This is a genomic window from Halorientalis brevis (assembly GCF_042678165.1).
In the GTDB taxonomy this organism is placed as follows: domain Archaea; phylum Halobacteriota; class Halobacteria; order Halobacteriales; family Haloarculaceae; genus Halorientalis; species Halorientalis brevis.
Map to the genome: position 1 here is coordinate 211466 of NZ_JBHUDJ010000003.1, position 24121 is coordinate 235586.

28 protein-coding genes are annotated in these 24121 nt (G+C 65.1%); 16 read left to right on the top strand and 12 right to left on the bottom strand.

The features are described 5' to 3' along the window. Positions 1-18 precede the first annotated feature (18 nt). Positions 19-987: a transcription initiation factor IIB gene (locus ACFR9U_RS08155; RefSeq protein WP_247375687.1), complete on the bottom strand. Its 969-nt coding sequence runs from the start codon at positions 985-987 to the stop codon at positions 19-21. 194 nt (positions 988-1181) lie between these two features. On the opposite strand from ACFR9U_RS08155, the gene rnhA reads away from it, so the two are divergent. Then, complete coding sequence (gene rnhA, locus ACFR9U_RS08160; RefSeq protein WP_247375685.1) at positions 1182-1775, top strand: ribonuclease HI; 594 nt, start codon at positions 1182-1184, stop codon at positions 1773-1775. Beyond that, complete coding sequence (locus tag ACFR9U_RS08165) at positions 1768-2403, top strand: DUF7108 family protein (RefSeq protein WP_247375683.1); 636 nt, start codon at positions 1768-1770, stop codon at positions 2401-2403. Before rnhA ends, ACFR9U_RS08165 begins: the two co-directional genes overlap by 8 nt. Here the strand turns inward: ACFR9U_RS08165 and ACFR9U_RS08170 are convergent. After that, a complete protein-coding gene (locus tag ACFR9U_RS08170; RefSeq protein WP_247375681.1) occupies positions 2384-2743 on the bottom strand; it encodes a PadR family transcriptional regulator in 360 nt (119 codons plus the stop codon). The two genes, ACFR9U_RS08165 and ACFR9U_RS08170, sit on opposite strands and share 20 nt — an antisense overlap. Before the next feature lie 321 nt (positions 2744-3064). On the opposite strand from ACFR9U_RS08170, the gene ACFR9U_RS08175 reads away from it, so the two are divergent. Then, positions 3065-3595 carry an inorganic diphosphatase gene (locus ACFR9U_RS08175; RefSeq protein ID WP_247376134.1) on the top strand — a complete coding sequence of 177 codons (531 nt, stop codon included), beginning with the start codon at positions 3065-3067 and terminating at the stop codon, positions 3593-3595. A 60-nt stretch (positions 3596-3655) separates the two neighbouring features. Here ACFR9U_RS08175 and ACFR9U_RS08180 read toward each other — a convergent pair whose 3' ends face one another. Then, positions 3656-4864 (bottom strand): carboxylate--amine ligase, encoded by a 1209-nt coding sequence (locus ACFR9U_RS08180; RefSeq protein ID WP_247375673.1) that lies wholly within the window; start codon positions 4862-4864, stop codon positions 3656-3658. Positions 4865-5488: 624 nt separating this feature from the next. Between ACFR9U_RS08180 and ACFR9U_RS08185 the strand changes: the two genes are divergently transcribed. Further along, complete coding sequence (locus tag ACFR9U_RS08185) at positions 5489-6838, top strand: alkaline phosphatase family protein (RefSeq protein ID WP_247375662.1); 1350 nt, start codon at positions 5489-5491, stop codon at positions 6836-6838. A 25-nt stretch (positions 6839-6863) separates the two neighbouring features. Here the strand turns inward: ACFR9U_RS08185 and ACFR9U_RS08190 are convergent, their stop codons facing one another. Together ACFR9U_RS08190 and ACFR9U_RS08195 are read right to left on the bottom strand one after the other, a co-directional pair. Then, positions 6864-7283 carry a universal stress protein gene (locus ACFR9U_RS08190; protein WP_247375656.1) on the bottom strand — a complete coding sequence of 140 codons (420 nt, stop codon included), beginning with the start codon at positions 7281-7283 and terminating at the stop codon, positions 6864-6866. Between the two features lie 43 nt (positions 7284-7326). Further along, positions 7327-8580: an inorganic phosphate transporter gene (locus ACFR9U_RS08195; protein ID WP_247375654.1), complete on the bottom strand. Its 1254-nt coding sequence runs from the start codon at positions 8578-8580 to the stop codon at positions 7327-7329. Between the two features lie 429 nt (positions 8581-9009). Between ACFR9U_RS08195 and ACFR9U_RS08200 the strand changes: the two genes are divergently transcribed. From ACFR9U_RS08200 to ACFR9U_RS08210, 3 genes are all read left to right on the top strand, one after another. After that, complete coding sequence (locus tag ACFR9U_RS08200; protein ID WP_247375653.1) at positions 9010-9249, top strand: hypothetical protein; 240 nt, start codon at positions 9010-9012, stop codon at positions 9247-9249. Continuing rightward, the gene (locus tag ACFR9U_RS08205) at positions 9246-10181 is read left to right on the top strand and encodes a hypothetical protein (RefSeq protein ID WP_247375651.1); all 936 of its coding nucleotides are present in this window, start codon (positions 9246-9248) and stop codon (positions 10179-10181) included. Before ACFR9U_RS08200 ends, ACFR9U_RS08205 begins: the two co-directional genes overlap by 4 nt. A gap of 116 nt (positions 10182-10297) precedes the next feature. Continuing rightward, the gene (locus ACFR9U_RS08210) at positions 10298-11176 is read left to right on the top strand and encodes a cell division protein CdpA domain-containing protein (RefSeq protein ID WP_247375649.1); all 879 of its coding nucleotides are present in this window, start codon (positions 10298-10300) and stop codon (positions 11174-11176) included. Positions 11177-11204: 28 nt separating this feature from the next. Here the strand turns inward: ACFR9U_RS08210 and ACFR9U_RS08215 are convergent, their stop codons facing one another. Continuing rightward, entirely contained in the window at positions 11205-12506 is a 1302-nt protein-coding gene (locus ACFR9U_RS08215) for an MFS transporter (RefSeq protein WP_247375647.1), read from the bottom strand. 120 nt (positions 12507-12626) lie between these two features. Between ACFR9U_RS08215 and ACFR9U_RS08220 the strand changes: the two genes are divergently transcribed. Next, a complete protein-coding gene (locus ACFR9U_RS08220) occupies positions 12627-12950 on the top strand; it encodes a transcription factor S (RefSeq protein ID WP_247375645.1) in 324 nt (107 codons plus the stop codon). A 6-nt stretch (positions 12951-12956) separates the two neighbouring features. Continuing rightward, positions 12957-13580: a DUF6517 family protein gene (locus ACFR9U_RS08225; protein WP_247375643.1), complete on the top strand. Its 624-nt coding sequence runs from the start codon at positions 12957-12959 to the stop codon at positions 13578-13580. 1 nt (position 13581) lies between these two features. Here the strand turns inward: ACFR9U_RS08225 and ACFR9U_RS08230 are convergent, their stop codons facing one another. The 5 genes from ACFR9U_RS08230 to ACFR9U_RS08250 form a co-directional block, all read right to left on the bottom strand. Next, a complete protein-coding gene (locus ACFR9U_RS08230) occupies positions 13582-14040 on the bottom strand; it encodes a hypothetical protein (RefSeq protein WP_247375642.1) in 459 nt (152 codons plus the stop codon). A 30-nt stretch (positions 14041-14070) separates the two neighbouring features. Beyond that, entirely contained in the window at positions 14071-14799 is a 729-nt protein-coding gene (locus ACFR9U_RS08235; RefSeq protein WP_247375641.1) for a methyltransferase domain-containing protein, read from the bottom strand. A gap of 1 nt (position 14800) precedes the next feature. After that, positions 14801-15184 (bottom strand): nascent polypeptide-associated complex protein, encoded by a 384-nt coding sequence (locus tag ACFR9U_RS08240; RefSeq protein WP_247375640.1) that lies wholly within the window; start codon positions 15182-15184, stop codon positions 14801-14803. Positions 15185-15247: 63 nt separating this feature from the next. After that, positions 15248-16507: an aryl-sulfate sulfotransferase gene (locus tag ACFR9U_RS08245; protein ID WP_247375637.1), complete on the bottom strand. Its 1260-nt coding sequence runs from the start codon at positions 16505-16507 to the stop codon at positions 15248-15250. Between the two features lie 60 nt (positions 16508-16567). Next, positions 16568-17071 carry a PUA domain-containing protein gene (locus ACFR9U_RS08250; protein ID WP_247375628.1) on the bottom strand — a complete coding sequence of 168 codons (504 nt, stop codon included), beginning with the start codon at positions 17069-17071 and terminating at the stop codon, positions 16568-16570. 160 nt (positions 17072-17231) lie between these two features. Here ACFR9U_RS08250 and ACFR9U_RS08255 point away from each other — a divergent pair, with 160 nt between their 5' ends. Continuing rightward, the gene (locus tag ACFR9U_RS08255; RefSeq protein ID WP_247375626.1) at positions 17232-17414 is read left to right on the top strand and encodes a DUF8178 family membrane protein; all 183 of its coding nucleotides are present in this window, start codon (positions 17232-17234) and stop codon (positions 17412-17414) included. A 149-nt stretch (positions 17415-17563) separates the two neighbouring features. On the opposite strand, the gene ACFR9U_RS08260 is transcribed toward ACFR9U_RS08255, so the two are convergent. Beyond that, positions 17564-18061: a LabA-like NYN domain-containing protein gene (locus tag ACFR9U_RS08260; RefSeq protein ID WP_247375624.1), complete on the bottom strand. Its 498-nt coding sequence runs from the start codon at positions 18059-18061 to the stop codon at positions 17564-17566. A 311-nt stretch (positions 18062-18372) separates the two neighbouring features. Between ACFR9U_RS08260 and dapA the strand changes: the two genes are divergently transcribed. The 6 genes from dapA to ACFR9U_RS08290 are packed head-to-tail and all read left to right on the top strand — an operon-like array spanning position 18373 to position 24098. Next, positions 18373-19293, top strand: a complete 921-nt coding sequence (dapA, locus tag ACFR9U_RS08265) for a 4-hydroxy-tetrahydrodipicolinate synthase (RefSeq protein ID WP_247375622.1) — start codon at positions 18373-18375, stop codon at positions 19291-19293. Next, positions 19290-20051 carry a 4-hydroxy-tetrahydrodipicolinate reductase gene (gene dapB, locus ACFR9U_RS08270; protein WP_247375620.1) on the top strand — a complete coding sequence of 254 codons (762 nt, stop codon included), beginning with the start codon at positions 19290-19292 and terminating at the stop codon, positions 20049-20051. The genes dapA and dapB overlap by 4 nt, the downstream gene beginning before the upstream one ends. A 15-nt stretch (positions 20052-20066) precedes the next feature. Continuing rightward, the gene (locus tag ACFR9U_RS08275) at positions 20067-20897 is read left to right on the top strand and encodes a 2,3,4,5-tetrahydropyridine-2,6-dicarboxylate N-succinyltransferase (protein WP_247375608.1); all 831 of its coding nucleotides are present in this window, start codon (positions 20067-20069) and stop codon (positions 20895-20897) included. Next, positions 20894-22144 (top strand): diaminopimelate decarboxylase, encoded by a 1251-nt coding sequence (lysA, locus tag ACFR9U_RS08280; protein ID WP_247375607.1) that lies wholly within the window; start codon positions 20894-20896, stop codon positions 22142-22144. Before ACFR9U_RS08275 ends, lysA begins: the two co-directional genes overlap by 4 nt. Beyond that, positions 22132-23025 (top strand): diaminopimelate epimerase, encoded by an 894-nt coding sequence (gene dapF, locus ACFR9U_RS08285; protein WP_247375605.1) that lies wholly within the window; start codon positions 22132-22134, stop codon positions 23023-23025. The genes lysA and dapF overlap by 13 nt, the downstream gene beginning before the upstream one ends. Next, complete coding sequence (locus tag ACFR9U_RS08290; protein WP_247375596.1) at positions 23025-24098, top strand: M20 family metallopeptidase; 1074 nt, start codon at positions 23025-23027, stop codon at positions 24096-24098. Before dapF ends, ACFR9U_RS08290 begins: the two co-directional genes overlap by 1 nt. Positions 24099-24121 lie beyond the last annotated feature (23 nt).

The following is a 24121-nucleotide window of genomic DNA, read 5'->3' on the forward strand; positions in this document are numbered from 1 at the left end:
AGGGGCGAAAACCAGTAGTTAACTGTGGATGCCCATCGCTTCGATCTGTTCCTGATAGCGGTTCCGGATGGTGACTTCCGTCACCTGGGCGACGTCGGCGACTTCCCGCTGGGTCTTTTTCTCGTTACAGAGCAACGACGCGGCGTAAATAGCGGCTGCAGCGTAACCGGTCGGCGATTTTCCGGAAAGGAGGCCTTTCTCGGCGGTGGTATCGATAATCTCGTTGGCTTTGGTCTGTACTTCCTCGCTCAAATCGAGTTCTGAACAGAAGCGGGGGACGTACTTCTTGGGATCGACCGGTTCCATCTCCAGACCCAGTTCCTGGGAGATGTACCGGTAGGTTCGGCCGATTTCCTTGCGCTCGACGCGCGAGACATCTGAAATCTCTTCTAAACTGCGGGGAATGCCTTCCTTTCGGCAGGCGGCGTACAGAGCGCTGGTGGCGACGCCCTCGATGGAGCGACCGCGGATGAGGTCGTCGCTGAGCGCGCGGCGGTAGATGACCGACGCGACCTCACGAACGGCGCGGGGAACGCCGAGGGCCGAGGCCATGCGGTCGATCTCCGAGAGCGCGAACTGGAGGTTGCGCTCGCCGGCGTCTTTGGTGCGGATGCGCTCTTGCCACTTCCGGAGCCGATGCATCTGACTGCGCTTTTTCGAGGAGATCGACCGCCCGTAGGCGTCTTTGTCCTTCCAGTCGATGGTGGTCGTCAGTCCCTTGTCGTGCATCGTCTGGGTCGTCGGCGCCCCGACGCGGGACTTCTCCTGGCGCTCGCTGTGATTGAACGCGCGCCACTCCGGCCCTGGATCGATGTTCTCCTCCTCGACGACGAGCCCACAGTCGTCACAGATCAACTCGCCGCGGTCGGCGTCCTTGACCAGATTGTCCGAGTTACACTCCGGACAGACGCGAACCCCCTCCTGATCCTGGTCTCGTTCGGTCTCAGCCTCGTGCTCACGTTCCCGCTGACGGGTGGACCGTGTCATCGCATTTTTATAGTAGTCCCACGCCTGACCTTAAACTCTTGGACAAATACTTTATGGTTCGGGCAAAACCGTGTGGTGTGTTACCACGGTGGTCCGGGTGGGACTGAGTCCGGTTCGCCGTTCCCTCACGTCGGACAGCGGGCGTCTGCGGCGTGACCGAAAGAATAAGCGGGTTCGTCGGCCAACCCCAGCCAATGCCTGTCATCGAGTGCGACGTTGCAGCAGCCCGCGAGCGGTTAGCGGACGCCGGCGTAGACATCCAGGACGGGAACACGGACCACGAACGCTGGCGGGCGACCCACGGGGGTGCGACCGCCGTGGCCTACGACGACAAAGTCGTCGTCCAGGGCGAGTCCCCCGAAGCCATCGAAGCCATCCTCAGTGACGCCGGTGGCCGGGCCCACGTCTACTTCGACGGTGCGTCTCGCGGGAACCCGGGGCCAGCGGCTATCGGCTGGGTCATCGTCACCAGTGACGGCATCGTCACCGAGGGGAACAAGACGATCGGGCGGACGACCAACAACCAGGCCGAGTACGAAGCGCTCGTCCAGGCGCTCCGGGTCGCCCGTGACTACGGGTTCGACACACTCGAACTGCGCGGCGACTCCGAACTGATCGTCAAGCAGGTCCGCGGCGAGTACGACACGAACGACCCCGACCTTCGCGAGTATCGCGTGACCGTCCACGAACTCCTCAGGGATTTCGACGACTGGTCGCTTACGCACGTACCGCGAGAGATAAACGAACGCGCCGACGAACTTGCAAACGACGCACTTGACGATGCCTGAAGCCAACAGCGACCCCGCAGACGAACGTGCGGACGACCACCGAGCGGACGAGGAAACGGGTGACGAGGAGACCGGCGACCTGCCTCCGGATGTCGTCGAGGAGGCCGAGCGGCTGACCCGACTGGCGCGGGACGCCGTCGACGACAGCGAGGCCGACGCCTACCGCGACCGTCGGGCGTCGTTGCTCGACGACCACGACTACCGCGCTCGCGTCCGCGAAGACGATTCCCGCGACGTGCTCGTGTTACACCCCGACGAGTGGCTCGAAGACGGACTCGTTCGGATGGATCGCGTCGAGGACGTCGATCGGGGGATCGAACGGCCGCTCTCGGGCCCGGGCGAGGCGGACGACTGGCAGACCGTCGACGAACACAACCGCGCGGTCGTCGACCGGGTCGAAGCGACCCACGGTGACGTTCACGGCCAGAACGCGGCGGCCTTCGCCGAGTTCATGAGCAACCACTACGCTCGCGCGATCGAGTCGGCGACAGACGAAGAGAAAGAAGAGTTCCTGACGGAGTACTTTCCGCGGAACGCGTGGCCGTCCGAGGACCAGCGAGCGGTCGTCGAACAGTCAGTGCAACTCGCGATAGAAACTGGCGAGTCGATTACCGGCTCTGCTCGATGAGCGCTTCGAGCTCGTCGGCTCGCTCGTCTTCCGTGACGAACTTGTTGAACACCCACGCGAGCTGATCGAGGACGGCCTCTTTGCCCTTCTCGGTGAGGGCGTACTGGTTGGTCCGCTTGTCGAGTTCGCTCTTCTCGACGAGCCCCATCTCGACGAGGTCGTCGAGGTTGGGGTAGAGCCGGCCGTGGTTGACCTCCGAGTCGTAGTAGGATTCGAGCTCTCGCTTGATCGCGAGCCCGTACCGGGGCTCCTCGCTCAGGATGACGAGGATGTTCTGCTGGAACGCGGTAAGTTCACGTGCAACGTCCAGATTGGCTTCTACAGTTTGTGTCTCTGACATAGTTAGCTAAATGTCATCAGGATATTTAACCCTTGTTAACTCAGATCGAGTTTCCGACGATAGTGCCCGATAAATCAGGGAATACAATCTTTCCCGTGTTCTCGGAACTAATACAATTCGCTGCGTCGTTTCGCAACACCTGGGCTTAAGTATATGATATTTTATGTATGTTTCGGACGGCGGATCGGTGGGCGTCGAAGCGGACGTTCGGTGGGCAGACGACGGTGTTTTCACCCAGCGAACTGAGCGGTTTTCTGATCTTCTCCGTACTCAGGACGGATTACGAAAGTACTTTTTGGCATGCAATCGCAGACGCGGGTGATGGCGAACCTCTGGGAAGACCTCGAGACTGGCCCGAACCCGCCTGAAGAGATCTACGCAGTCGTCGAGTGTCTCAAAGGCGAGCGAAACAAGTACGAATACGACAAGGACATCCCCGGCGTGGTGCTGGACCGGGTGCTTCACTCGAACGTTCACTATCCGTCCGACTACGGGTTCATCCCGCAGTCGTACTACGACGACGAGGACCCCTTCGACGTGCTGGTGCTCGTCGAGGATCAGACGTTCCCGGGCTGTGTCATCGAGGCTCGTCCGGTCGCGCTGATGAAGATGGACGACGACGGCGAGCAGGACGACAAGGTCATCGCCGTTCCCGTCGAAGACCCGCGCTACGACCACATCCAGGACCTCGAAGACATTCCGCAGCAGCAACTCGACGAGATCGACGAGTTCTTCGCCACCTACAAGAACTTAGAAGAGGGCAAGGAAGTCGAGACGCTGGGCTGGGAGGACAAGGCCGCCGCGAAGGACGCCATCGAGCACGCGATGGACCTCTACGAAGAGAACTTCTGATCCCCCACGCCTGATTTTTTCGCGGGCGGTCGCTCCGACTGTCTTACGGCTCTGGTTCCATCACGGCTGCGAGAGCTTTCGGATCGCGCTGAGCGCCTCGGCTGGCATCTGCGACAGCGCCCAGGCGGTCGGCAGCGGGTCCGACAGTGAGACGAACGTGTGATCCACCCGCGGAAAGTCCACAAGGAACTGGCTCGCGGCTCGGAGGTTCCCCGCAGCGAGTTGTTGACGGAACCACTTGATGTCCTGGGCGGATCGTCGTTGGATTACGTCAGTTCGGTAGTTGCCGTCGTGACGTACCGTCTCACCGCGGAGTTGCCGGTAGTGGAGCCACGGGAAATCCACGCCGCAGTTGATCGCGAAGGGGAGCGACCCCCAGTAGCGGCCGTTTACTTCGATGAGGACGTACTCGCCGTCCGGCCGTTCCATGAACTCCACCTGGGCCGGCCCGGTCCAGTCGAACGTCTCGATCACCCGCTCTGCGTACCTCAACATCTCCGGATCGTCGACGACGCTGAGGAGTGCTGAACTCCCGCCCGACGGCGGAACCGTTCGCAACCGGCGCTCCTGGAAGTGGGCGCGAACCGTTCCGTCGTCCGCGAGGACGACCGTCGTCGTCGTCTGCCCGGGGACGTACTCCTGGACGAGCGGCGCCCACTCGTCGCCGTCCGGGGTCTCTTCGAGGACCGTCCGGTACGTGTCGATGAGTTCAGTCGGTGTGTCCGCGTAGTTCTGGTCCTCGACGAGCACTGTCTGGCACTGACCCTGGTCGCTCCAGCAGGTCTTGCTCCGTGGTTTCACGACGGCGGGATACGAAATTTCGGACGCCACCGCCTCGACCTCGTCCAGACTCGACGGTGCGTGGGTCTCTGGACAGGGGACGTCAGTGTCGGCGAGGCGCTCGAACAGGCGGGCCTTGTCGAACACCTCCCGGAACGTGTCCCAGTCTTCGACTGCGACCTGGGTCCCGGTCCGTTCGATCTCGTCGCCGTGTTTCGAGAGGAGATACGTCATCCAGTCGGTCGGACCGAACACGAAGTCGTGGTCCTCGTCGCGGAGATACGAGAGCAGGTGGTCGAGGAAGGCCTCGCGATCCGTTCGCGGGTCGGGATGAACGTACTGTCCGTCGCTGAAGCGCGAGAGCATTCCGAGGGTGGGGTGTGAGGGCCCACCTGCGACGACCGAGAGACCACGCTGTCCGAGCGATCGGACGACGGCGAGCCCGGATTGTTGCTGCGTTGTCAATACGAGGACACTACCGGTGGCCATACCCAGTCCCGCACGGCAACCCGGATTAGTATTAGTCGCCTGTGAGTGAGATGACAACCGCTCGTTCGAACGCTCGCCTGAGAGGACTGGTTTACGACACCTCTTCACGGGCCGAACCCTGTCCGCCCGCGGGGTGTGGGTCGTTGGATCGGATCTGCCAGTATCGGTCCCGAAACGGTAACTTAGTAGCTACCTTCCGTTCGAGTAACTGGTTGCATGGCCACCAAACTAACGATATTCCGCTCGAAGCCGGTACTTTCGCTCGAAGGCAGGAACTCTTCAGCGGGTACGCGTGCGCCGAGAACGACCCTCCTCAACAGCTCCTCTCCGTCGTATGTTCCCCAGTTATTACCGCCCGTCAGTCCCATGTATTATGATTATGGGTAATTATTTGGGTGCCAGGACCGTACGTAGAGACACGATGGCGACCGAACGATCCACCACCGGCCTGTACCACGTGACAGTGGTCCCCGAGAACTTCGAACCGGAGCGAGCACGCAGCGGGGACGACGAGGACGGTGGCTGCGGGTCCGATTAGGGGCGTTTGTTGCTGGTTTCTGGGACGAAGACGCGTTATCCACCGCGAAAAGAAGGTTCTTGTGCCCGGTCCCGGTAACGGGGGATATGGGTCTATTCGATCGGATACGTGGCGACGATGGTCCACGCGTCGCGTTCGTGGGTATCGACGGGGTACCGTACAGCATGCTCGCAGAGCACTTCGACGAGTTCGAGAACCTCGCGGCACTCGCCGAGGAGGGGAGTGCCGGGGCGATCGACAGCATCGTTCCGCCGGAATCGTCCGCCTGTTGGCCGGCCTTGACGACCGGCGTCAACCCCGGCGAAACCGGAGTCTACGGCTTCCAGGATCGAGAAGTCGGTTCCTACGAAACGTACGTGCCGATGGGCCGAGACGTTCAGGCGACGCGTATCTGGAACCGCGTCCACGACGCCGACCGTCGCGCGACCGTCATGAACGTACCCGTGACCTTCCCGCCGCAGCGCGACGTCCAGCGCATGGTGTCCGGGTTCCTCTCCCCGGGCATCGACAAGGCGGCCTATCCCGACGAGTTCGCGGAGTACCTCGACGGCATCGACTACAAGATCGACGTCAACGCGAAGCTCGGCCACGACGACGACAAGTCGGCGTTCATCGAGGACGCGCACGAGACGCTCGACCGCCGTCACGAGGCGTTCAAACAGTACATCGAACAGGACGACTGGGACCTGTTTTTCGGCGTCTTCATGACGACCGACCGAGTTAACCACTTCCTGTTCAAGGACTACGAGCAGGACGGCGAGTACAAAGAGGAGTTCCTCGACTTCTACCGCAAGGTCGACCGGTACCTGGGCGAGATCCGCGAGCTGCTCCCCGACGACGTAACCCTGGTTGTCGCGTCCGATCATGGCTTCACCTCCCTGGACTACGAGGTCCACTTCAACGAGTGGCTCGAACAGAACGGGTGGCTCTCCTACGAGGACGACGACCACGAGGAACTGGGCGACATCGCCGACGACACGAAGGCGTACTCGCTCATCCCCGGTCGCTTCTACGTCAACCTCGAAGGCCGCGAGCCCCGCGGCTCGGTCCCCGAGGACGAGTACGAGGCGGTCCGCGACGAACTCAAAGCCGAACTCGAAGCCCTCGAAGGGCCGAACGGCAACAAGGTCGCAGACCGCGTGGTCACCCACGAAGACGCCTTCCGCGGCGACCACGACGACATCGCGCCCGACCTCGTCGTGATCCCGAACCACGGTTTCGACCTGAAGGCCGGCTTCAAGGGCAGCGACGACGTGTTCGGCGTCGGCCCGCGCAACGGCATGCACAGTTTCGATAACGCCTGCCTGTTCGTCGACGACGCCGACGCCCGCATCGAGGACGCTGACCTGTTCGACATCGCGCCCACGATGCTCGACCTGCTGGAAGTCGACTACGACCGGACGGAGTTCGACGGCTCCAGCCTGCTGACGTCCTGACTCGGTTTCTGGCTCGCTCCAGCCGTCACCGCACGACCGTCACCGGGACGGGCGACCGCCGGAACACCTTCTCTGCGACGTTACCGATGACTAGGGTGTCGCTCAAATTGCCGCCGTGGCTGCCGATGACGACCGTATCGAAGTCTTCGGCCCGATTGATGATCGCTCGGATCGGATTCCCCAGCTGTACGTCCGTATCGATCTCGGTGTCGTAGTCGGCAGCGAGCTCTCGCGCACGCTCGAACACGGTCGCGGCGTGTTCCTCGGCGGCTTCTTCGACGTCGTCTGCCAGGGCGATCGACGTCGCTTGGCCGAACATCGGTGACGGCTCGCCGACGACTGTGAAGGCCGTAACCGACGCGTCCGGGAACGCTTCGAGGGCGTACCTGAGCGCCTGTTCTGCCATCTCGGAGTCGTCCATCGCCACCAGAACGCGGGAAATCATAGCGACCTCTACGGTTGACGGTCGGATAAAACCCGGAGTGACTCTACAGGACCAGCGAGAACAGGAGGTACGATCCGATGACGGCGAGGATGGGTGTGAAGACCCACAGGAAGACGATTCGCGCCGTGGCTGCGGGATCGAACAGGCTCTCGGCCGTGAGTTCCTCGAACTCCTCCTCGCCGATCTGCGGAACGGAGACGTCGCTCTCGGTGCGAGCCTCCTGTTGTTCGGTCTCACCGCTCGCCAACTCGCCGACGGTCGGACCCGGGGGAACCTCTTCTTCGGCTGCCGGCGTCGCGAGCGCGCCGGTCGTGGGGGTCGCCTCGGGTCGCGGTTCGACGCTCGGCGTGGCGAGTTCAGCGAGCGTCGCCGCTCGACTCGCCCGCCCCCAGCCGAGGCCGATGATACAGCAGGTCGTGCTCACTGCGAGACTCGCCGGGATTCCTAACTGCGAGAGAACGGTGATGATCGTCGCCCCGATGGACGAGACGATGAGCGCTGCCAGGATGGGCAGGTCCGTGATGTCGTCCCCGACCGTCGCGAGCGTTCGCCGTGCGATCGTGAATCCGCCGAGGCCGATCGAGACGACCGCGAGCAGGATCCCCTGCTCGATCGTGATCGACCCGTTCCCGACGAGCGGTGCCACCGCGTTCGCGGCGTTCGAAGCCCCGGCACTGAATCCCATGTAACAGGCGATCGCGAGCACCAGCACCGACCCGAAGAGGTCCCGCCTCGACGCGTTCTCGTTGAGCCGCGGGCGCGGGACGGCCCCCGACCGATCGACCTGGACGAGTTGCGTTTGCAGGCGCCCGAACGTGAGACGCGCGTCGAGATGGGGATACAGGTATCGCCCGATGATGGCTCCCGAGAAGAACCCGATCAGTGGTGCGACGATCCACGCCGAGACGATCGTGAACATCAGGGCCGCGTTGAGCGTCCCGGTCGCGAGTCCGAGGCCGACGATGGCACCGACGGCCGTCATGGACGTCGAGGCGGGAACGCCGTAGAGGTTCGACAGCAAGAGCCCGAACCCGGCGAAAAACAACACGCCGACGGCGGCCGTCGGCGTGTACTGGGCTGCCGGGACGATCCCGTCGCTCATCGTGTCGATGACGTTCCGACCGACGGTCCAGGCCCCCCAGAACGCGAACGCGGTGAAAAGCGCCGCTGCAGTCGCTTTCCGCACGATTCGACTACCGACTGCTGGCCCGAACGCGACACCGGTCGAGGACCCGCCGATGTTGTACCCGACGAACGCCGCAACCAGAATGCCGACGACGACTAATGCCGATACCATGTTCGAATGAAACCTGTAACGGGTTGGGACGTAGATTCATCCCCGTGGTCCTTCGGTCTGTCGCCGGTCACTACGTCGCGAGTGAATTCACTTCTCGGGAGTGCAGCCACCGCTGGCTGACCGGTGACGTTCCAGGCGCCCGGGATTCGCCGTCGGCGGCAACCGGGTCGCTACACCGCCACGCTGGTTTCTGCGCCAGCGACCGCCTGGCCGCATCACGACCTGCAGAACGCGAATAGTAAAACATTTTAGTATAACTACCCGTGGGTCAAACGTCCTCTCTTCGTTAACGGGAATGTCGCCTTTTGGGGGAACATGGCGCTTCTATCCTGGATATAAAAACATCTCAGAGTGTAGTTGGTGATATATACTCGGCAACTTATGTCAGACAACAGAGTTAATGCGTTCGGAGGCCTCTAGAGGTCTGTTATGCTCGAGGAGATACGACGCGTGAATCGAGAGACGCGCGTCCAATACGCCCTCATGTTCATCTTCGGGGCGCTGTGTATCGGCGTCGCGTTCGCCCCGCTCGAAGAAACCATCCGCATCACGACCGTCGGAACGCTGTTCGGGTTCACTGCGGGCCTTTGGGTTTCGCACCTCGTCCAGGTACTCCGGCGTGCCGCTGAGCTGAAGAACGCCGACGTCACGGGGGTGACTGGCCAATGAGCCAGCAAGAACCACCCGGAGACCAGGCTGATTCCACCCCAGAAACGAAGGCCGACTCGACGTTCTTCGACGGCATCGAGTTCCTCACGGGGAAGGACCCCAATTTCGGCTCGTTCCTCCTCGTCGTCGGGATCGTGACCTGCGTGTTCATCGCGCTGTTCCAGTTCACGCTCCCGACCCCGATCTCGCACCTGCTCACGGCCGGCGTGATCTTCGTCACCGTCCTCAGCGCCATCTTCGGGTCGCTTCTCGACAGCCTGGGCTACTTCGAGCGGATCAGCGCGACCGCCCCGGAGGAGTCAGTCGACCGTCGGCCGGCCGCCAGGCCGTGGGTTCCCGCCGAGGAACGATCTGCTCCCCTGCCGCCGTTGATAAACTTCGACGCCGAACTCCGGGCCTACGCCGACATGTACGAGGGCGACCTCCCGAGCGAGTTCGACCCGTTCGTCAGCGACTATCTCCGTCTGAAGACCAACACGGACAACCGCGCAACCATCGCCAGCGATCTGCGTGCCGACCTCAATCCGATCGGCACCCTCTTCGAAGACGGCTCGGAAGGTGACAGGATCTACGAGGACATCTCCGACCGACTCTTCCGATATATCAGCGCAAAGAGCGATCCGCTCACGCTGGACCGCGTCACGTTCTACGACGGGGACGGCAACGAGGCCGATGTCACGGCACTCAAAAACCAACTCGCACACGTCGAACTCGAGGTCTCCAACGAGGGTGAAGCAGCCGAAGTCGAGGCCACCGTCACGTTGCGCGACGCCGACGACGCTGCGATCATCAGCCGAACCTGTGACGTGGGCCTCGTCAGACCTGGCGCCACGAAAGCCGTCGACGCCGACGTCTTCGTCCCCTCGGACGCCGAACGCGCCAGCGCGACCGTCCGCATCTCGGGCCCTGGACGGACCGTTGCGGGGGCCTGAGCGTGCTGGGCTGCCGGATGCAGTCCGGTCAGTACTGCCCGCCTGGCGAGGGAGCAAACGTTCGTCTGCCAGGCGTCTGACGGGTTGTTTTGTGGACTGGTAACGTAGGTTCGTACATGACCAGTCTGACGGACGTGTACGAACACGGCGTCGGCGCGGTTGCCAGCCGTCGACGACGGTACTTCGGGCTGGCACTGTTCGGCGTCGGTGCGGTCATGGTCGTCGCGGGCATCGTCCTCGCGACGACGGGTGTGGGTGAACAGTTCGGCCTCGCCGTCTACGAGGCTCGTGAACTCGCTGGCGTGCTCGCCGGGCTCGGCGTCCCGGCTGCGTTCCTGGGGAGTTTCGCACTGCTGCCGTCCAGCCGGCGGACCCAGGCTGCGGCGGTGATCGGCGGAAGCCTCGCGGTCTTCGGCGTCGTCCTCTTCCGGGAAGCCTACCCGTACCAGTGGGTCGGTGCAGCCGGCAGCACGGACTTTACGCTCCCGGTGGTCGTGGTGTACTTCCTCGGCGCCATCACGACGGTCTGGTGTCTGTTCCTGGCCGCCGCCAACGTCAAACGCCGTAACGACCCCGGCGGCACGGTCAAGATGGAAGTCACCGAGGAAGGCACCACGCGCATCCTCGAAGTCTCCGGGTCCGTGCCCGGCTTTGGCGGCGTCGGCCTGTTCGGGACCAATCCCGAGGGCGAGGTCGAGACCCAGACCAACGTCGACGAGGAGAACGTGCTGTACGACCGCGGCGACCAGAACGGAACGGCGGCCAGTGACGGCGGTGCGGCGGCCCAGTCGGTCGACGGGGACGCGACGGTCGAAACCCTCCCCGACGAGGTGGTCGAGGCCGTCAACACGCGCGGGCAGCCGGATCAGTACTGCGGCAACTGTGAGCACTTCAAGTACGTCCGCGTCAACGGCAACATTCGGCCGGGCTGTACCCTCCACAAGGAGGTCATGGACGACATGGAACCGTGCGACGACTGGGCGGCCAACAACTGAGCGGTACGGTCTCTTCTCGCGCTCCGATTCAATCCTGCGGAACTGATCGCTCGGTCGCTGTCTCCGGCTCGGACAGCGTCTCTTCGATCTGCGTGGCGATCAGAACGAGTCCGATCACGGCCAGGATCGCGCCGAACGCGAACGGAACGACAAATCCGAAGCGAACGAGATAGCCCGACGCGAGCGGCCCGAGCGCGGTCCCGAGCCCGAACGCCATCGTCAACAGCGAGAGTTGCGTGCCGGACTGGCCCGTGCCGACGATGTCGCCCGCCAGCGCGAGGCCTGGTGCGAACACCATCGCGACGGCGATCCCCTGGACCGTCCGCGCCACCAGCATCGTGGCCGGGGTCGTCACGAGTCCCTGGGCGAGCACCGACGGACCGAGGATCAGAAAGCCGACGAGAAGGAACGGTCGCCGCCCGTACTGGTCGCTCGCGCGGCCGATGGGGATCTGGAAGACGACGTTCGCGAGGACGACCGCGGCGAACTCCGCGCCGAACAACGCCGGCTGCTGGTTCAGTCTGGCGTTGATGGTCTCCTGCAGCGTGGCGAACAGCGCGATGCCGATGGCCATACACAGCGTCGCGACCGCGAGCGTGAAGACAGGGTCGAGCAGGTGGTCGCCGTCCCGATCGCGAACCGCGATCGAGAGGTCCTCACCGGCGCTGTCCCGGGTTTCGTCGGGGTCACTGATGAGCAGCGCCACGAGCCCGAGGCTGAGCAACGCGCCGACGACGGCCACGAAGAAGGCAGCGTCGAACCCAGAGAGCTCGGTTCCGCCCGCGATCGGGAGCGCGTACGGGCCGGCCGCGACCACGGTGCCGGCGACGATGGGCCCCATTCCGAAGCCGAGCAGGCGGAACGCGTTGAACACCCCGAAGTTTCCACCACGGCTGCCCTTCGTCGCGAGTTCGTTCACCAGCGCGATCGTACAGGGGATGGTGAACGCCGCACCAAGCCCCTGAAGTCCTCTGAAGAAGACGACGGCGAGGTAGCTGTCCGCGACGACGTACGCCGCGCTCGCGACGGCGAGCAGTGCCAGGCCGAACACGATGTACACCTTGCGCCGATCGGTGCGGTCGGAGAGGCGGCCGGTGAACGGCTGGGAGAGGCTGTTCAGGAACCCGAACAGCGAGAGGACGACGCCGATGAGCAGTTCCTCGGTGACGGCGAGTCCGAGGAGTGGCACCCGGGTGCCGACCAGTGCGTCCAGCGAGATCGCGCCGCTCGCGATGTACAGCGGGAGGACGACGATGAGAAAGGAGTTCGCGACTGCGTCGGCCATCCGCGCGAGCGCCAACACGAGGACCCGTCGGTCTGTCCCGAGCATCTATCCAGTCCACCTGCGCGGCGACCATGTCAGTTTCCATCTCGAATCTGGGAGGCGCTGTCACATCCTGGCCGCATCCGACGGGATTTTATTGGGCCTTCCGTAAGGGTACCTAACACAATGCAGTTCTGTGACGAATGCGGCTCGATGATGAAAACCGAAGACGGGATGTGGGTCTGTGGCAGCTGTGGCTACGAGACGCCGCGGGACGAACAGAAGGAGGCTGCGATGACGTCCACACAGTCCCAGGAAGAAAGCGAGGTCATCGACACCTCCGACGTCGACGCCGAGGACATGGGCCCGACGACCGAGGCCCGCTGTCCGGAGTGTGGCAACGACCGCGCCTTCTGGGAGATGAAGCAGATCCGCGCTGCTGACGAGAGCGAGACGCGATTTTTCACCTGCACCGAGTGCGAGCACAAGTGGCGCGAAGACGACCACTGACCACGGATGCCCGACGAGCGCGGGCAGGGGATGCCGGACGTTCCGGCCTCTCTCCTCGAGGGCTGGACGCAGACGGAGGCGACGGCTGAAACAGTCTTCCGCCTCCCGACCGCGAAAGTCGTCGGTCACACGCTCGTCTACGAAGACAGCGATCTCCGAGAAGCCGTGCGAGCCGCGACCGACGGCGACCTCGACCGGATGTGGCGCTTTTTCTTCGCCACTCGCCTGTCCTTTACCCCGCCGCTGCCTCCGGCCATCGGCCCGGCGGCGGTCTTCTCGACGGTCCGTTCCAGGGCCGAGTCGGAGTTCGTCGACATCCTCCGCGAACGCGGGTTCCGTGACGTCTCTCCGGGGAACAGCCAGCGCGTCCGCGTCGACACCGGCGACCGGGCCAGGCTCCGGGCGTTCAGCGCGACGCTCGACGCACTGCTTCCGGGTGGCGGGACGCGAGCACTCCCGATCGACGGCTGGCTCGCGGTCTGGACGACCGACGGTGAGTTCCGACTCGCGGGCGGTGCGTATCCGGCCCGGCCGCTCGACGCGTTCCTCGGGATCGATCTCCCGACCGTGTCGACTGATCCGGGAACCTGCCGACGCGAGCTGATCGCGCTGCTCCGGGGCGTCGAGTGAGCTATCTCCGCAAGCGCGATTCGAGACCGGATTCGGACCAGCGAGCCTGAATCCGACGTTTACACCGCAGCGGTCTGAGCCGCGTAGCGCGTCGCCGCAGGCCTCGAAGGGCCGTTTTGACGACGCCCCAGCCGTCGACTTCGGTCCGCCCGTCGGCGATCCGGCGACTCAGCCAGCCGGGCTCGGCGTGGGCGCCGAGCAAGGCGATCCGCGTCCCCGCAACGTAGACCGGCGCAGTGATTCCGCTCGCGGAGAGTGCCTGGTCGAGTTTCAGAAGCGTTTGCTGCTCCGTCCGGACGATCCGGATCGCCGCGCGGAGCGACTCGACGACGATCCGGACTTTCCCGGTGATCGACGTGAGTTTGAGCTGTGCCCCGTCGAGAGCGACGACGAGATTTGCCACCGTCTCCATGGGACCGGATGCGACGCCCGTGAGCAGCGTGTCGATGGTCTTGAACATCGTCGTGGTCGTGCCCGAGCAGTGCGCGGGTTATTCCAATCGCGCGAACGTCAGATAGCCGGTGTGGCCGACGCCCGCCGTCGACGGGCGGGACCCGCGGTCGTCGAAGTCCATCTCGCGCTGGATGGTCTCCAGCGATTCGACGTCCGAGAGCCCGGCCTCCCGTGCTGCCGCGACGATCTCCCGCGTCTGTTCGACGAACGGAGAGTAGACCGCGACGAAGCCGCCCTTCGCGAGCAGGTCGGGCGCCCTCGCGACGACGGTCGCGGCGTCTTCGGTGTCGAGCGTGAGCACGTCGAACGCTTCCTCGGTGAGGTCGTCGATCTCGTCGGTGATGTCACCGACGCGGACGTCGACGCGGTCGTCGACCCCGGCCAGTGCCATGTTCTCGCGGGCGACCTCGGCGAAGTCGGCGTCGCGCTCGTAGGTCACGACGTTCGCGCCGGCCCGGCCGAGGTACGCCGAGAGGACGCCCGTGCCGGTTCCGGCGTCTAAGACCCGGTCACCGCCGGACGCCCCGGTGTGGCCCATCACCAGCCCGATGTCTCTGGGCATCATCGGCGCGCCGGTGCGTTCGAAGTGTGCGAAACAGTCGGGGCCGCGCAGCTCGCGGACGGTGAACGCCTCGTCGAGATGGGTCGTCACCACCTCGCCCGCCTGGGCGTCCTCGGGGACCTCCAGGATGCCCAGATCGGTCTCTAAGGTTTCACCCCGCTGTAGGAGGTACTCGCGGTCGTCGCGAACCAGGAGAACTGCCACGTTACTCCAGGTCGGCGATGGCCGCTGCGAGGTCGCCGTCGTTCGCTTCGAGTGCCTCGCGGGCGTCGTCCTCCGAGACGCCGGCGCGCTCGGCGACGATCTCGACGTCCGAGTCGGGGATGCCGCTCGAACCGCTGTCGCCGCTCTCGACTGCGCCGGCGGCGTCGCCCTCGCCGCGGTCGCGGCTCTCGGGCGAGCCGATGATCTGGTAGGTCGCCTGGCCCTGTGCGTCCATCTTCTGGACTTCAGCGTCTGTGAAGACGAGTTCCTCGTCGGGCGTCCGAATGACGACCTCTTCGGCGTCGAGTTCGGTCAGGTCGATACCGAACTGGTCCATCATCTGTTGCATCTTCCGTGGGTCGAAACCGCCGCCTCCTCCGAACATACCCGTTCGGTCGCGGTCCGGACAAAAAACCCCACCGGTTCCCCGCGTTTTGGCCGCTCGACGCTAGCCGTTGGCGTCGGCTTCGTCCTCGTCGGCCCGCCGGTCGGACAGGACCAGCCCGCTGCCACCGACGAGCATCCCGAGTCCCACGAGCACCGCGAGCAGATGGAGTTCGCTCACCCAGAAGGGAATCGGATAGCCGGCGCGGACGAGGGACAAAAGCGACGTGAGGACGGGAATGCCACCCGCGGAATCGAGTTGCACGTTCCCGGCTGCCGGGTTGTACACCTGTCCGCCGACTGTCTCGCCCTCCGGGAGCCGTTCGGCCTCGTACGGGATGTACTCGAAGGTCGTGCTCCAGACGACGCTGCCGTTTTCCGTGACCTCGACGACGCGTTTGTTCCGCGAATCGGTGATGAGCGTGTTCCCGTTGTCGAGGCGGTCGGCGTCGCGGGGCCACTCGAACTCGAGGCCGTTTGCTGCTTGGAGTCCCCAGGCGACGAACCACTCGCCGTCGGACCCGTTCCGGTGGAGTTCGACGATGCGGTCGTTCTCGCTGTCGGCGACCAGGATGGCGTTCTCGGCGAGCCACTGCGGGTTGTGCTGTTTGTCGAGGAGGTCGGGGTCGCGGTCCTCGTTGACCACGTCGACGACGCCCTCGCCGCGTTCCACGATGACGAGCTGGTTGGCGTTCCGGACGCTGACCAGGAAGCGATCCGACCCCAGGTAGTCGACGTCGTTGACGTGGAGCCAGTCAGTTTTGGTCGGGTCTTCGGGAGCGTCGTAGTAGGAACTGGCCTTCCACTGCCAGGTGATCGTACCGTTCCGTGTGACGGTGTAGATCCGCTCGTGATCCATGTCGGAGACGAGGAACTCCCCGGAGGACAGCTGCTCGACGTCGTGCGTTTCGCTGTTGGTCATGGTCCGAACCGGGTAGCTGTACTCGAAGACGACCGGATCGGTCGCGTTCGGGTCGAGGATGCGGAACCCGGTGTGCGTACACGGCGACTCGTAGGGGCCGCAGTCGGTGTAGCCGCTGTCCATGAACCCGGCCATGACGGTCCCGTTGTCCAGTCCGGTGACGTCGAAGTAGCTGTCCGCGTTCGCGATTCCCCAGACGCGCTGTCCGCTCTCGTCGACGAGCTGGACGCTGCCGTAGTCGTGATACCCCAGTCCTCCCCCCTGGATCCCCACCAGCGTCGCCGTGGTGTTTTCCTTGGCGACTTCCTGGGAGGGCGCCGTCGCTGCGCTCGCGGCCACGACGAGTGCGAGGCCCGCGATCGCGGCGACGATCAGGGCGTATCCGAGTCTGTCACGCTCCATCTGAGCGTTCCGAGCAGTCGCAGGCAGTAAAAATCTCCTATCCGACTTCTCAGACCGCGATCAGCTGTCAGCGGGTTCTGCGGTCGAGTCTCCTTCGGCGGGGCCGGCTCCGTCTCGCACGAACACTGCCATCCCGCTCTCGAAATCGCGCATGCCGGCGCCCGAGAGTTCGGCGCGACCGACGCCCAGCAGCGGACCGTCCGCGTGAACGACCAGCACCTCGTCGCCCGGTCGGATACCTTCGTCTGCCGCCTGGACGAACTTCGCGAAGGCGTTGCGCCCCTTTCGCACGAACGGTTCGCTCTCGTCGCCCAGCACGACTCGGTGGGTCGGGGCGTCGAGCCCCGCCTGGAGGCGTTTCCCGCCGGTCACGCCGAGTCTGAAGCGGCCGTCGACGCCGTACGTGATGAGCCGGCCGGCGTCGGCGACGACCTGGTTCGGTCGTCCCGACGTGGTTCGATACACCGTCAGCTCCTCGCCGTCGGGAAAGAGTGCTGTGCCAGCCCCTGCGCCGAACTGGTAGTCGGCCACCCGCCGGAGCATCCGGCGCTCGTCGGTCTGCATGGCTACACCGAGCGGAGCCACGGACAAAACACCTTCCAACCGTCGTGCGCTGCTGTGCAATGGTATCGCATCCCGATAGTCATGCATGGTGTGATTCGTCATGCCAAGGTCGGGTGGTTTGGGTGGATTTATACTGGGTTAGGGCAAAGATGGCCCCAATATGGGAACAAACTCAACCAAGATCGGCGTCGGTTTGGTGCTGCTGCTCGTCAGCAGCGCCCTGATTCTGGGGGCGGGCCTGCAGGAGATTCCGCTGCCGGCCGTGGCCGGGAGCATCGCTGCGCTCGGTCTCGCTGCGGGCTCGCTGCTCGTGGGGACGTCTGAAGAAGGTCGGCCGGTCTAAACCCACTTTTTACTCACTCGGGTTTCCTCGGGCCGCTTCGCGGCCCTGCGGGAACCCTCCTCGCAAAAACCTGGACTAAAAAGGCGCGAGCGGCAAAGCCGCTCGCGTGAACCGCCTCGCCCTGCTCGGCGGATGCTCCCTCCTACAATCTACAGCAAGAAGGTCTCTTGTTGCGCGCTCATGTCGACGAACTCGTCAGCTGCTTCGATGAGTTCCTCGGCGGTGGACTCCTTGAACGCCATCACTTCGACGCGGCATCCCTCGTGTTTCAGGTGCCGGCAGAGCCGCGAGAAGTCGCCGTCTCCCGTACAGAGGACGATGGTGTCTACGTGGTTGGCCAGCGAGACCGCGTCGAGGCTCATCCCGACGTCCCAGTCGGCCTTCTTCGAGCCGTCGCCGAAGGTTTTGATCTCCTTGGTTTTCGCCTCGAAGCCGATGTCGACGAGTGCCTCGAAGAAGCTCTCCTCGTCTTCGGCGTTGGCGCGAATCACGTAGGCGATGGCACGGGTCAGTGTGCGACCGCGGACCCCCTCTTCAAGGAGCGAGCTGTAGTCGATGTTGCGGGTGTAGAGACTCCGGGCCGTGTGATAGAGGTTCTGCGCGTCGGCGAGCATCGCCACGCGCTGCCCCGGATGGACGTTCGTCATGCTCGCTCTTTGCGGACGGTCCGCCATATGGTTTTGCGTCTCGCACTCCCGACTGGTTTCGGTGCCGACCTGTTGTCGCAAACCCTAAGTTATCTCGTGTTGGTGTGTTTCGTATGCACCGCACCACAGGTCGGCGTGCGCTACGGTTGGAGCGCCGCCACTGTGGTGCAGGTCGTTTTCTCGAGCGTGCGAAACCGAAACGCAAACGCGAGTAGGGGCTCCCGGCGGGCGTAGCACCCTCGTCGCGGGCCGGTTTCGGTTGGACCGCCAGACCACCACGCTCAAATCAGTGCCACACGCACACCACAGCAATGACACACGACACCTACACCGGCGTGTTCCCCGCGATGACCACGCCGTTCCACGACGACGAAAGCATCGACTTCGAAACCCTCCAGGACCACGCGCAGTATCTCGAAGCGGCCGGCGTCGACGGCGTCGTCCCGATGGGGACGACCGGCGAGAGCGCAACGCTCTCCCACGACGAACACATCGAGGTCATCGAGGCAGTCGTCGAGGCCGTCGACGACGTCCCGGTGATCGCCGGCTCGGGCAGCAACAACACGCGCGAAGCGCTCGAACTCTCCCGCCGCTCGGCCGACGCCGGCGCCGACGGTCTCCTCCTGATCTCCCCGTACTACAACAAGCCCGAACCGGAAGGGATGGAAGCGCACTTCCGGGCGATCGCAGACGAGATCGACCTCCCGCAGATCATCTACAACGTCCCGTCCCGGACGGGCCGCAACATCGCCATCGAAACCGCGGTCAACCTCGCCGACCACGAGAACATCGTCGGTTACAAGGCCGCCAGCGGCGACATGAACCGAATCACCGAGGTCATCGAGCGCACCCGCAACGAGAACTTCTCCGTCCTCTCGGGCGACGACGCGATGACCCTGCCCATCATCGCCACGGGCGGCACCGGGACCATCAGCGTCTCCGCAAACATCGAACCCGAGCGGACCTGTGCACTGGTCGGTGCCGCCGTGTCGGGCGACTTCGAGCGCGCACGCGAGTACCACCACGAACTCGGCCCGCTGTTCCGCGCGCTGTTCATGGTCTCGAACCCGATCCCGATCAAGGAAGCCATGGAGATCCGCGGCCACTACGACTCCGGTCGGATGCGCTCGCCGCTCAACCGGATGAACGAGAAGGACCTCGATCACCTCCGCGAAGTGCTGGCAGACCTCGAGGACGGTGAGATCCCACAGGTCGCGGAGGCCGAGGAATGACCAGAATCGCTGTCAACGGTGCCGCAGGGCGGATGGGCCAGACCGTCATCGAGACGGCGGACGACCGCGACGACGTCGAGGCCGTCGTCGGCTTCGACGTCGACGACGTCGACCAAGTGCAGGACGTCCCCGTCGTCCACGCGGACGACGTGACCGAGGGCCTCGCCGAGTACGAACCCGACGTCGTCGTCGATTTCACGATACCCGAGTCGACGGTCGCGCTGGCAGACGCCTGCGTGGAGACTGGGACCGGGATGGTCATCGGCACCACCGGCTTCGACGACGAGGGGTTCGAGGCGCTTGAGGCAGCCAGCGAGTCCGTTCCGGTCCTCAAGGCGACGAACTTCTCGCGCGGCATCCAGGCGCTCCTGCGAGCGATCGGTGAGGCACTGCAGGCCGTGCCCGACTACGACCTGGAACTGATGGAAACGCATCACAACCAGAAGATCGACGCGCCGTCGGGGACCGCCAAGACCATTCTGGAGACCGTCCAGGAACACCGCGACGTCGAACCGGTGTACGGGCGCGAGGGGCACGCTCCCCGCGACGACGACGAGATCGGCGTGTTCGCGCGCCGCGCCGGCGACGTCCGCGGCGAACACGAACTCATCGCGGCGGGCAACGACGAAGTGCTCTCGCTGTCGCACCACGCCGAGGACCGCAGCGTGTTCGCGGCCGGCGCCCTCGACGCGGCGGCCTGGCTCGCCGGACAGAACGCCGACTGGTACGAATTCGGAGACGTTATCGACGCGCAGTAAGGAGACGGGAACACCATGAGCCTTCAATACGAGATCGAGTCACTGTGGAATCGCTACGACGAGGGACTGACCGCCGACGAGGCCACCGCCGACGACCTGGGCGTCCTCGACGCCTTCCTCGAAGCCCTCGAACAGGGAATCGTCCGCGCCGCCGAACCGGACGGGGACGACTGGCAGGTCAACGCGTGGGTCAAGCAGGGCATCCTGCTCAACTTCGGCCTGCGCGACATCGAGGCCCGTACCCACGGCGGCGTCGACTACCACGACGTGCTGCCGCTCCGCGAGACCGCCGACATCGGCGAGCGCGGCTCCCGGAACACGCCGGACGGCACGGTCATCCGACGCGGTGCCTACGTAGGCAGCGACGCGATCATGATGAGCCCGTCGTTCGTGAACATCGGCGCGTACATCGGCGACGGGACGCTCGTCGACTCCTGTGACACGGTCGGGTCGTGCGCCCAGATCGGCGAGAACGTCAAGATCGGTGCGAACACGCTCATCGGCGGCGTCCTCGAACCCGTCGAGAACGACCCGGTCATCGTCGAGGACGGCGTCTCGCTCGGGGCCGGCACCCGCGTCACCTCCGGGTTCAAAGTCGGCGAGAACAGCGTCGTCGGCGAAAACACGCTGCTGACGCCGCGCATTCCGGTGTACGACCTCGTCGAGGATCAGGTGCTGTACGGCGAACTGCCGCCGGAACGCCGGGCCTTCGCGCGCTACGTCGAATCCTCGGTCAGTGACGACGACCTGATCCCGGGCGCGGCCTACAAGCCGGCGGTCGTCGCGACGGACATCGAGACCGAGACCCTCGAAGGCACCGAGCGCGAGGACGCGCTCCGAGAATGAGCACCGGACCCGCAGTCCGCAGGCTGTCCGACTGGGACGCCGAGCGACTGCGCGGCCTCGCCGCGGCGTACGAGACGCCGCTGTACGTGATCGACGTAGAGCGCGTCCGCGAGAACTCGCGCCGGCTGCAGGACGCCTTTTCGGAAGAGGAGATCAGCTACGCGGTCAAGGCCAACACGACGCGCCCGGTACTCGAAACCGTCCGTGACACGGGCGTCGGCGCCGAGTGTGCCTCCGCTGGCGAGCTGCAGCGCGCTCTCGACGCGGGCTTCGATCCGGAAGCCGTGCGGTACACGGCAGTCAACCCGCCGGACCGCGACCTCGATCACGTCGTGGAGGTCGCCGACGAGCACGACGTCGTGGTCACGATCGATTCAGCGGACACGCTGGAACGCGTCGCCGACCGCGGTTTCGACGGACGGCTTTGCATCCGCGTCCTGCCGGGCGTCGGTGCCGGGCACCACGAGAAGGTTTCGACCGGCGCAGCACCGAAGTTCGGCGTCCCGTACGACCGGGTCGCCGATCTCGCGGCCGACGCCGTCGAGCGCGAGATGGAACTGGTCGGCCTCCACGCCCACGCCGGGAGCGGCATCTCCGGCGACGACCTGGACGCCCATCGTGAACTCGTGTCGCGGATGGGCGACCTCGCGCGGGACGTCATCGCGGACGTGACCGCGTTGGAATTCGTCAACGTCGGGGGCGGTCTCGGCGTGCCGTACCGCGAGGAGGAACCGCCGCTCGATCTGGACGCAGTGGCCGAGGCGACCCGGACGGCGCTCGGTGAGCTCGACGCCACGCTGGGAATCGAACCGGGACGGTACTTCGTGGCCGACGCGGGCGTGTTGCTCGCGACGGTCAACACGGTCAAGGAGACGGCCGAGACGACGGTCGTCGGCGTCGACGCGGGGATGACGACACTTATCCGTCCTGCGATGTACGACTCGTATCACGAACTGCGCTCGCTCGCGCCCGACGCGGCCGACAGGGACGTGGTCTCGGTGATGGTCGCCGGGCCGATCTGTGAGACGGCGGACGTGCTCGGCAGGGATCGATCGCTGCCGGCTCCCGAACGGAACGACGTCCTGGCGGTCGGGAACGCGGGTGCGTACGGCTACGAGATGAGTAGCCAGTACAACTCCCGGCCGCGGCCGGCGGTCGTGGCCATCGACGGACAGGAGGCGACCCTCGCTGTCCGGCGCGAGCGGCTTGCTGACGTAACTACACTGGAGGAACAATGGTCGGAGTAGAGAAGTACCACGGGACAGGAAACGACTTCATCATCGTCGACGCGGACGAGGAGGTACCGGACCGGCGGGCGTTCGCCGCGGACCTCTGTGACCGCGAGACGGGATTGACACATCCGGACGCGCTCAAGACGGGCGCCGACGGCATTCTCTTCCTCGCGCTGGAAGACGAGTACTCGCCGCCGCGAGTCGTCATGACGCTGGTCCAGCCGGACGGCAGCGTCGCGGCCATGTGCGGCAACGGCGCGCGCTGTGCGGCCAAGTGGGTCGCAGAGCGAACCGGCGCAGACGTCGTCATGATCGACACGCAAGCAGGCACCCGTCGCGCCGAGATCGGCGACCAGGGCGTCACCATCGAGATGGGCGAACCGACGTTCGACCCCGACAGAGTGCCCGTCGACAGCGACGAACCGCTCGTCGAGGAGACGGTCGAAGGGCTGTCGGTCACGGTGGTCAACACCGGCGTGCCGCACGCGGTCGCCTTCGTCGACGACGTGACGACGGTCGACGTCGACGGCATCGCGCCGGCCGTTCGCAACGCCGACGTCTTCCCCGAGGGCGCGAACGTCAACTTCGCGGCTCGACGGCCGGACGGTGGATTCGATCAGCGGACCTTCGAGCGCGGCGTCGAGGCCGAAACAGACTCCTGTGGCACCGGCGCGGTCGCCATCACCGCGGCTGCCGAGCGCCTCGGGAAAGTCGAGAAGGGCGAGCGCATTCCCGTCCATCCGCCGGGCGGCCGCCTCGTCGTCCAGTTGACCGAGGACGACGCGCTGCTCCAGGGACCGGTCGAGCGCGAGTTCGCCGGGCAGGCCGCACTCCCGGACTCGCAGCCGATCGACACCGACCAGGACACCGACGCCGACGCGATCGGTGACGACTGATGGACTTCGATCCGCTCTCTTTCCACGAAACCGCCGTTCAGACCGCGTCTCACGAAGACGTGTCCGAGATGCGCGACCTGCTGGTCGAGACGCTCGACGCACAGGGCGCCGATCCCGAGGTCGACGACGCCGGCAACACGCTCGCGACCCGCGAGGGCGACGCCGACGGCCCGCATCTCGTCTTGAACACGCACATCGACACGGTACCGCCACACGTCCCGTTTGAACGTGACGGCGACGTCGTCCGCGGTCGGGGGTCCTGCGACGCGAAGGGGCCGCTGGCCGCGCTGCTGACCGCGTTCTTCGGTGCTGACGTCGAGACGGGGACACTGACGCTGGCGATCACGCCCGACGAGGAAGTCTACTCGACGGGGGCGGCGGCCCTCGATTTAGGGGCCGACGGGTACATCGTCGGCGAGCCGACGGGACTCGACGTCTGTAACGCGGCGAAGGGACGCTTCGAGGGGACCGTGACCGTCGAGGGAATCGCGGCGCACGCTGCGGAACCGGCCAGCGGGGCGAACGCCATTCGGGCCGCATCGCCGGTGTTGCAGGCCATCGAGTCCTACGACGAGACCGTCGGACCGCCGGAACACGACTCGCTCGGGCGCCCGACGCTCGAACCGACGATCATCGAGGGCGGTGAAGCGACCAACCAGATTCCGGCCGAGTGTCGGATCACCGTCGATCGCCGGAGCGTCCCGCCGGAAACGCAGCAGGGCTTCCGCGAGCAACTGGAGGCGCACCTCCAGTCCTGGCTGCCGGAGTCGCTGTCGATCTCGTTCGAGTACACGGACCGCGAGACGCCGTTCCTCGAAGCCTTCGCGACGCCGGCCGACAGCGACGTCGTCGCGGCGATGCAGGACGCCGGGGCCGGCGAGGTTCGCCCGTTCGGGGCGGCGACCGAGGCGTCCTACTTCGCGCAGGACGCGCCGACGGTCGTGTTCGGGCCGGGCGTCCTGGCCGACGACGAGGGTGCCGTCGCCCACGCAGAACGTGAATATGTTCGTCGCTCTGACGTCGAGCGGGCGGGCGAGATCGTCACTGCCGCCGTCGAGCAGTTGCTCGGTTAGCGGGTCGTTCCCCCGGACAGAGC

What these genes read in the sequence shown, in the direction of transcription:
- ACFR9U_RS08180 (WP_247375673.1), bottom strand. Translation starts at nt 4,864, where the DNA reads ATGGCCACCGGTAGTGTCCTCGTATTGACAACGCAGCAACAATCCGGG.
- ACFR9U_RS08175 (WP_247376134.1), top strand. Translation starts at nt 3,065, where the DNA reads ATGGCGAACCTCTGGGAAGACCTCGAGACTGGCCCGAACCCGCCTGAA.
- ACFR9U_RS08225 (WP_247375643.1), top strand. Translation starts at nt 12,957, where the DNA reads ATGCCCGACGAGCGCGGGCAGGGGATGCCGGACGTTCCGGCCTCTCTC.
- ACFR9U_RS08195 (WP_247375654.1), bottom strand. Translation starts at nt 8,580, where the DNA reads ATGGTATCGGCATTAGTCGTCGTCGGCATTCTGGTTGCGGCGTTCGTC.
- ACFR9U_RS08255 (WP_247375626.1), top strand. Translation starts at nt 17,232, where the DNA reads ATGGGAACAAACTCAACCAAGATCGGCGTCGGTTTGGTGCTGCTGCTC.
- rnhA (WP_247375685.1), top strand. Translation starts at nt 1,182, where the DNA reads ATGCCTGTCATCGAGTGCGACGTTGCAGCAGCCCGCGAGCGGTTAGCG.
- ACFR9U_RS08205 (WP_247375651.1), top strand. Translation starts at nt 9,246, where the DNA reads ATGAGCCAGCAAGAACCACCCGGAGACCAGGCTGATTCCACCCCAGAA.
- ACFR9U_RS08170 (WP_247375681.1), bottom strand. Translation starts at nt 2,743, where the DNA reads ATGTCAGAGACACAAACTGTAGAAGCCAATCTGGACGTTGCACGTGAA.
- ACFR9U_RS08200 (WP_247375653.1), top strand. Translation starts at nt 9,010, where the DNA reads ATGCTCGAGGAGATACGACGCGTGAATCGAGAGACGCGCGTCCAATAC.
- lysA (WP_247375607.1), top strand. Translation starts at nt 20,894, where the DNA reads ATGAGCACCGGACCCGCAGTCCGCAGGCTGTCCGACTGGGACGCCGAG.
- ACFR9U_RS08250 (WP_247375628.1), bottom strand. Translation starts at nt 17,071, where the DNA reads ATGCAGACCGACGAGCGCCGGATGCTCCGGCGGGTGGCCGACTACCAG.
- ACFR9U_RS08155 (WP_247375687.1), bottom strand. Translation starts at nt 987, where the DNA reads ATGACACGGTCCACCCGTCAGCGGGAACGTGAGCACGAGGCTGAGACC.
- dapA (WP_247375622.1), top strand. Translation starts at nt 18,373, where the DNA reads ATGACACACGACACCTACACCGGCGTGTTCCCCGCGATGACCACGCCG.
- ACFR9U_RS08220 (WP_247375645.1), top strand. Translation starts at nt 12,627, where the DNA reads ATGCAGTTCTGTGACGAATGCGGCTCGATGATGAAAACCGAAGACGGG.
- dapB (WP_247375620.1), top strand. Translation starts at nt 19,290, where the DNA reads ATGACCAGAATCGCTGTCAACGGTGCCGCAGGGCGGATGGGCCAGACC.
- ACFR9U_RS08245 (WP_247375637.1), bottom strand. Translation starts at nt 16,507, where the DNA reads ATGGAGCGTGACAGACTCGGATACGCCCTGATCGTCGCCGCGATCGCG.
- ACFR9U_RS08240 (WP_247375640.1), bottom strand. Translation starts at nt 15,184, where the DNA reads ATGTTCGGAGGAGGCGGCGGTTTCGACCCACGGAAGATGCAACAGATG.
- ACFR9U_RS08215 (WP_247375647.1), bottom strand. Translation starts at nt 12,506, where the DNA reads ATGCTCGGGACAGACCGACGGGTCCTCGTGTTGGCGCTCGCGCGGATG.
- ACFR9U_RS08275 (WP_247375608.1), top strand. Translation starts at nt 20,067, where the DNA reads ATGAGCCTTCAATACGAGATCGAGTCACTGTGGAATCGCTACGACGAG.
- ACFR9U_RS08290 (WP_247375596.1), top strand. Translation starts at nt 23,025, where the DNA reads ATGGACTTCGATCCGCTCTCTTTCCACGAAACCGCCGTTCAGACCGCG.
- dapF (WP_247375605.1), top strand. Translation starts at nt 22,132, where the DNA reads ATGGTCGGAGTAGAGAAGTACCACGGGACAGGAAACGACTTCATCATC.
- ACFR9U_RS08260 (WP_247375624.1), bottom strand. Translation starts at nt 18,061, where the DNA reads ATGACGAACGTCCATCCGGGGCAGCGCGTGGCGATGCTCGCCGACGCG.
- ACFR9U_RS08165 (WP_247375683.1), top strand. Translation starts at nt 1,768, where the DNA reads ATGCCTGAAGCCAACAGCGACCCCGCAGACGAACGTGCGGACGACCAC.
- ACFR9U_RS08185 (WP_247375662.1), top strand. Translation starts at nt 5,489, where the DNA reads ATGGGTCTATTCGATCGGATACGTGGCGACGATGGTCCACGCGTCGCG.
- ACFR9U_RS08190 (WP_247375656.1), bottom strand. Translation starts at nt 7,283, where the DNA reads ATGATTTCCCGCGTTCTGGTGGCGATGGACGACTCCGAGATGGCAGAA.
- ACFR9U_RS08230 (WP_247375642.1), bottom strand. Translation starts at nt 14,040, where the DNA reads ATGTTCAAGACCATCGACACGCTGCTCACGGGCGTCGCATCCGGTCCC.
- ACFR9U_RS08210 (WP_247375649.1), top strand. Translation starts at nt 10,298, where the DNA reads ATGACCAGTCTGACGGACGTGTACGAACACGGCGTCGGCGCGGTTGCC.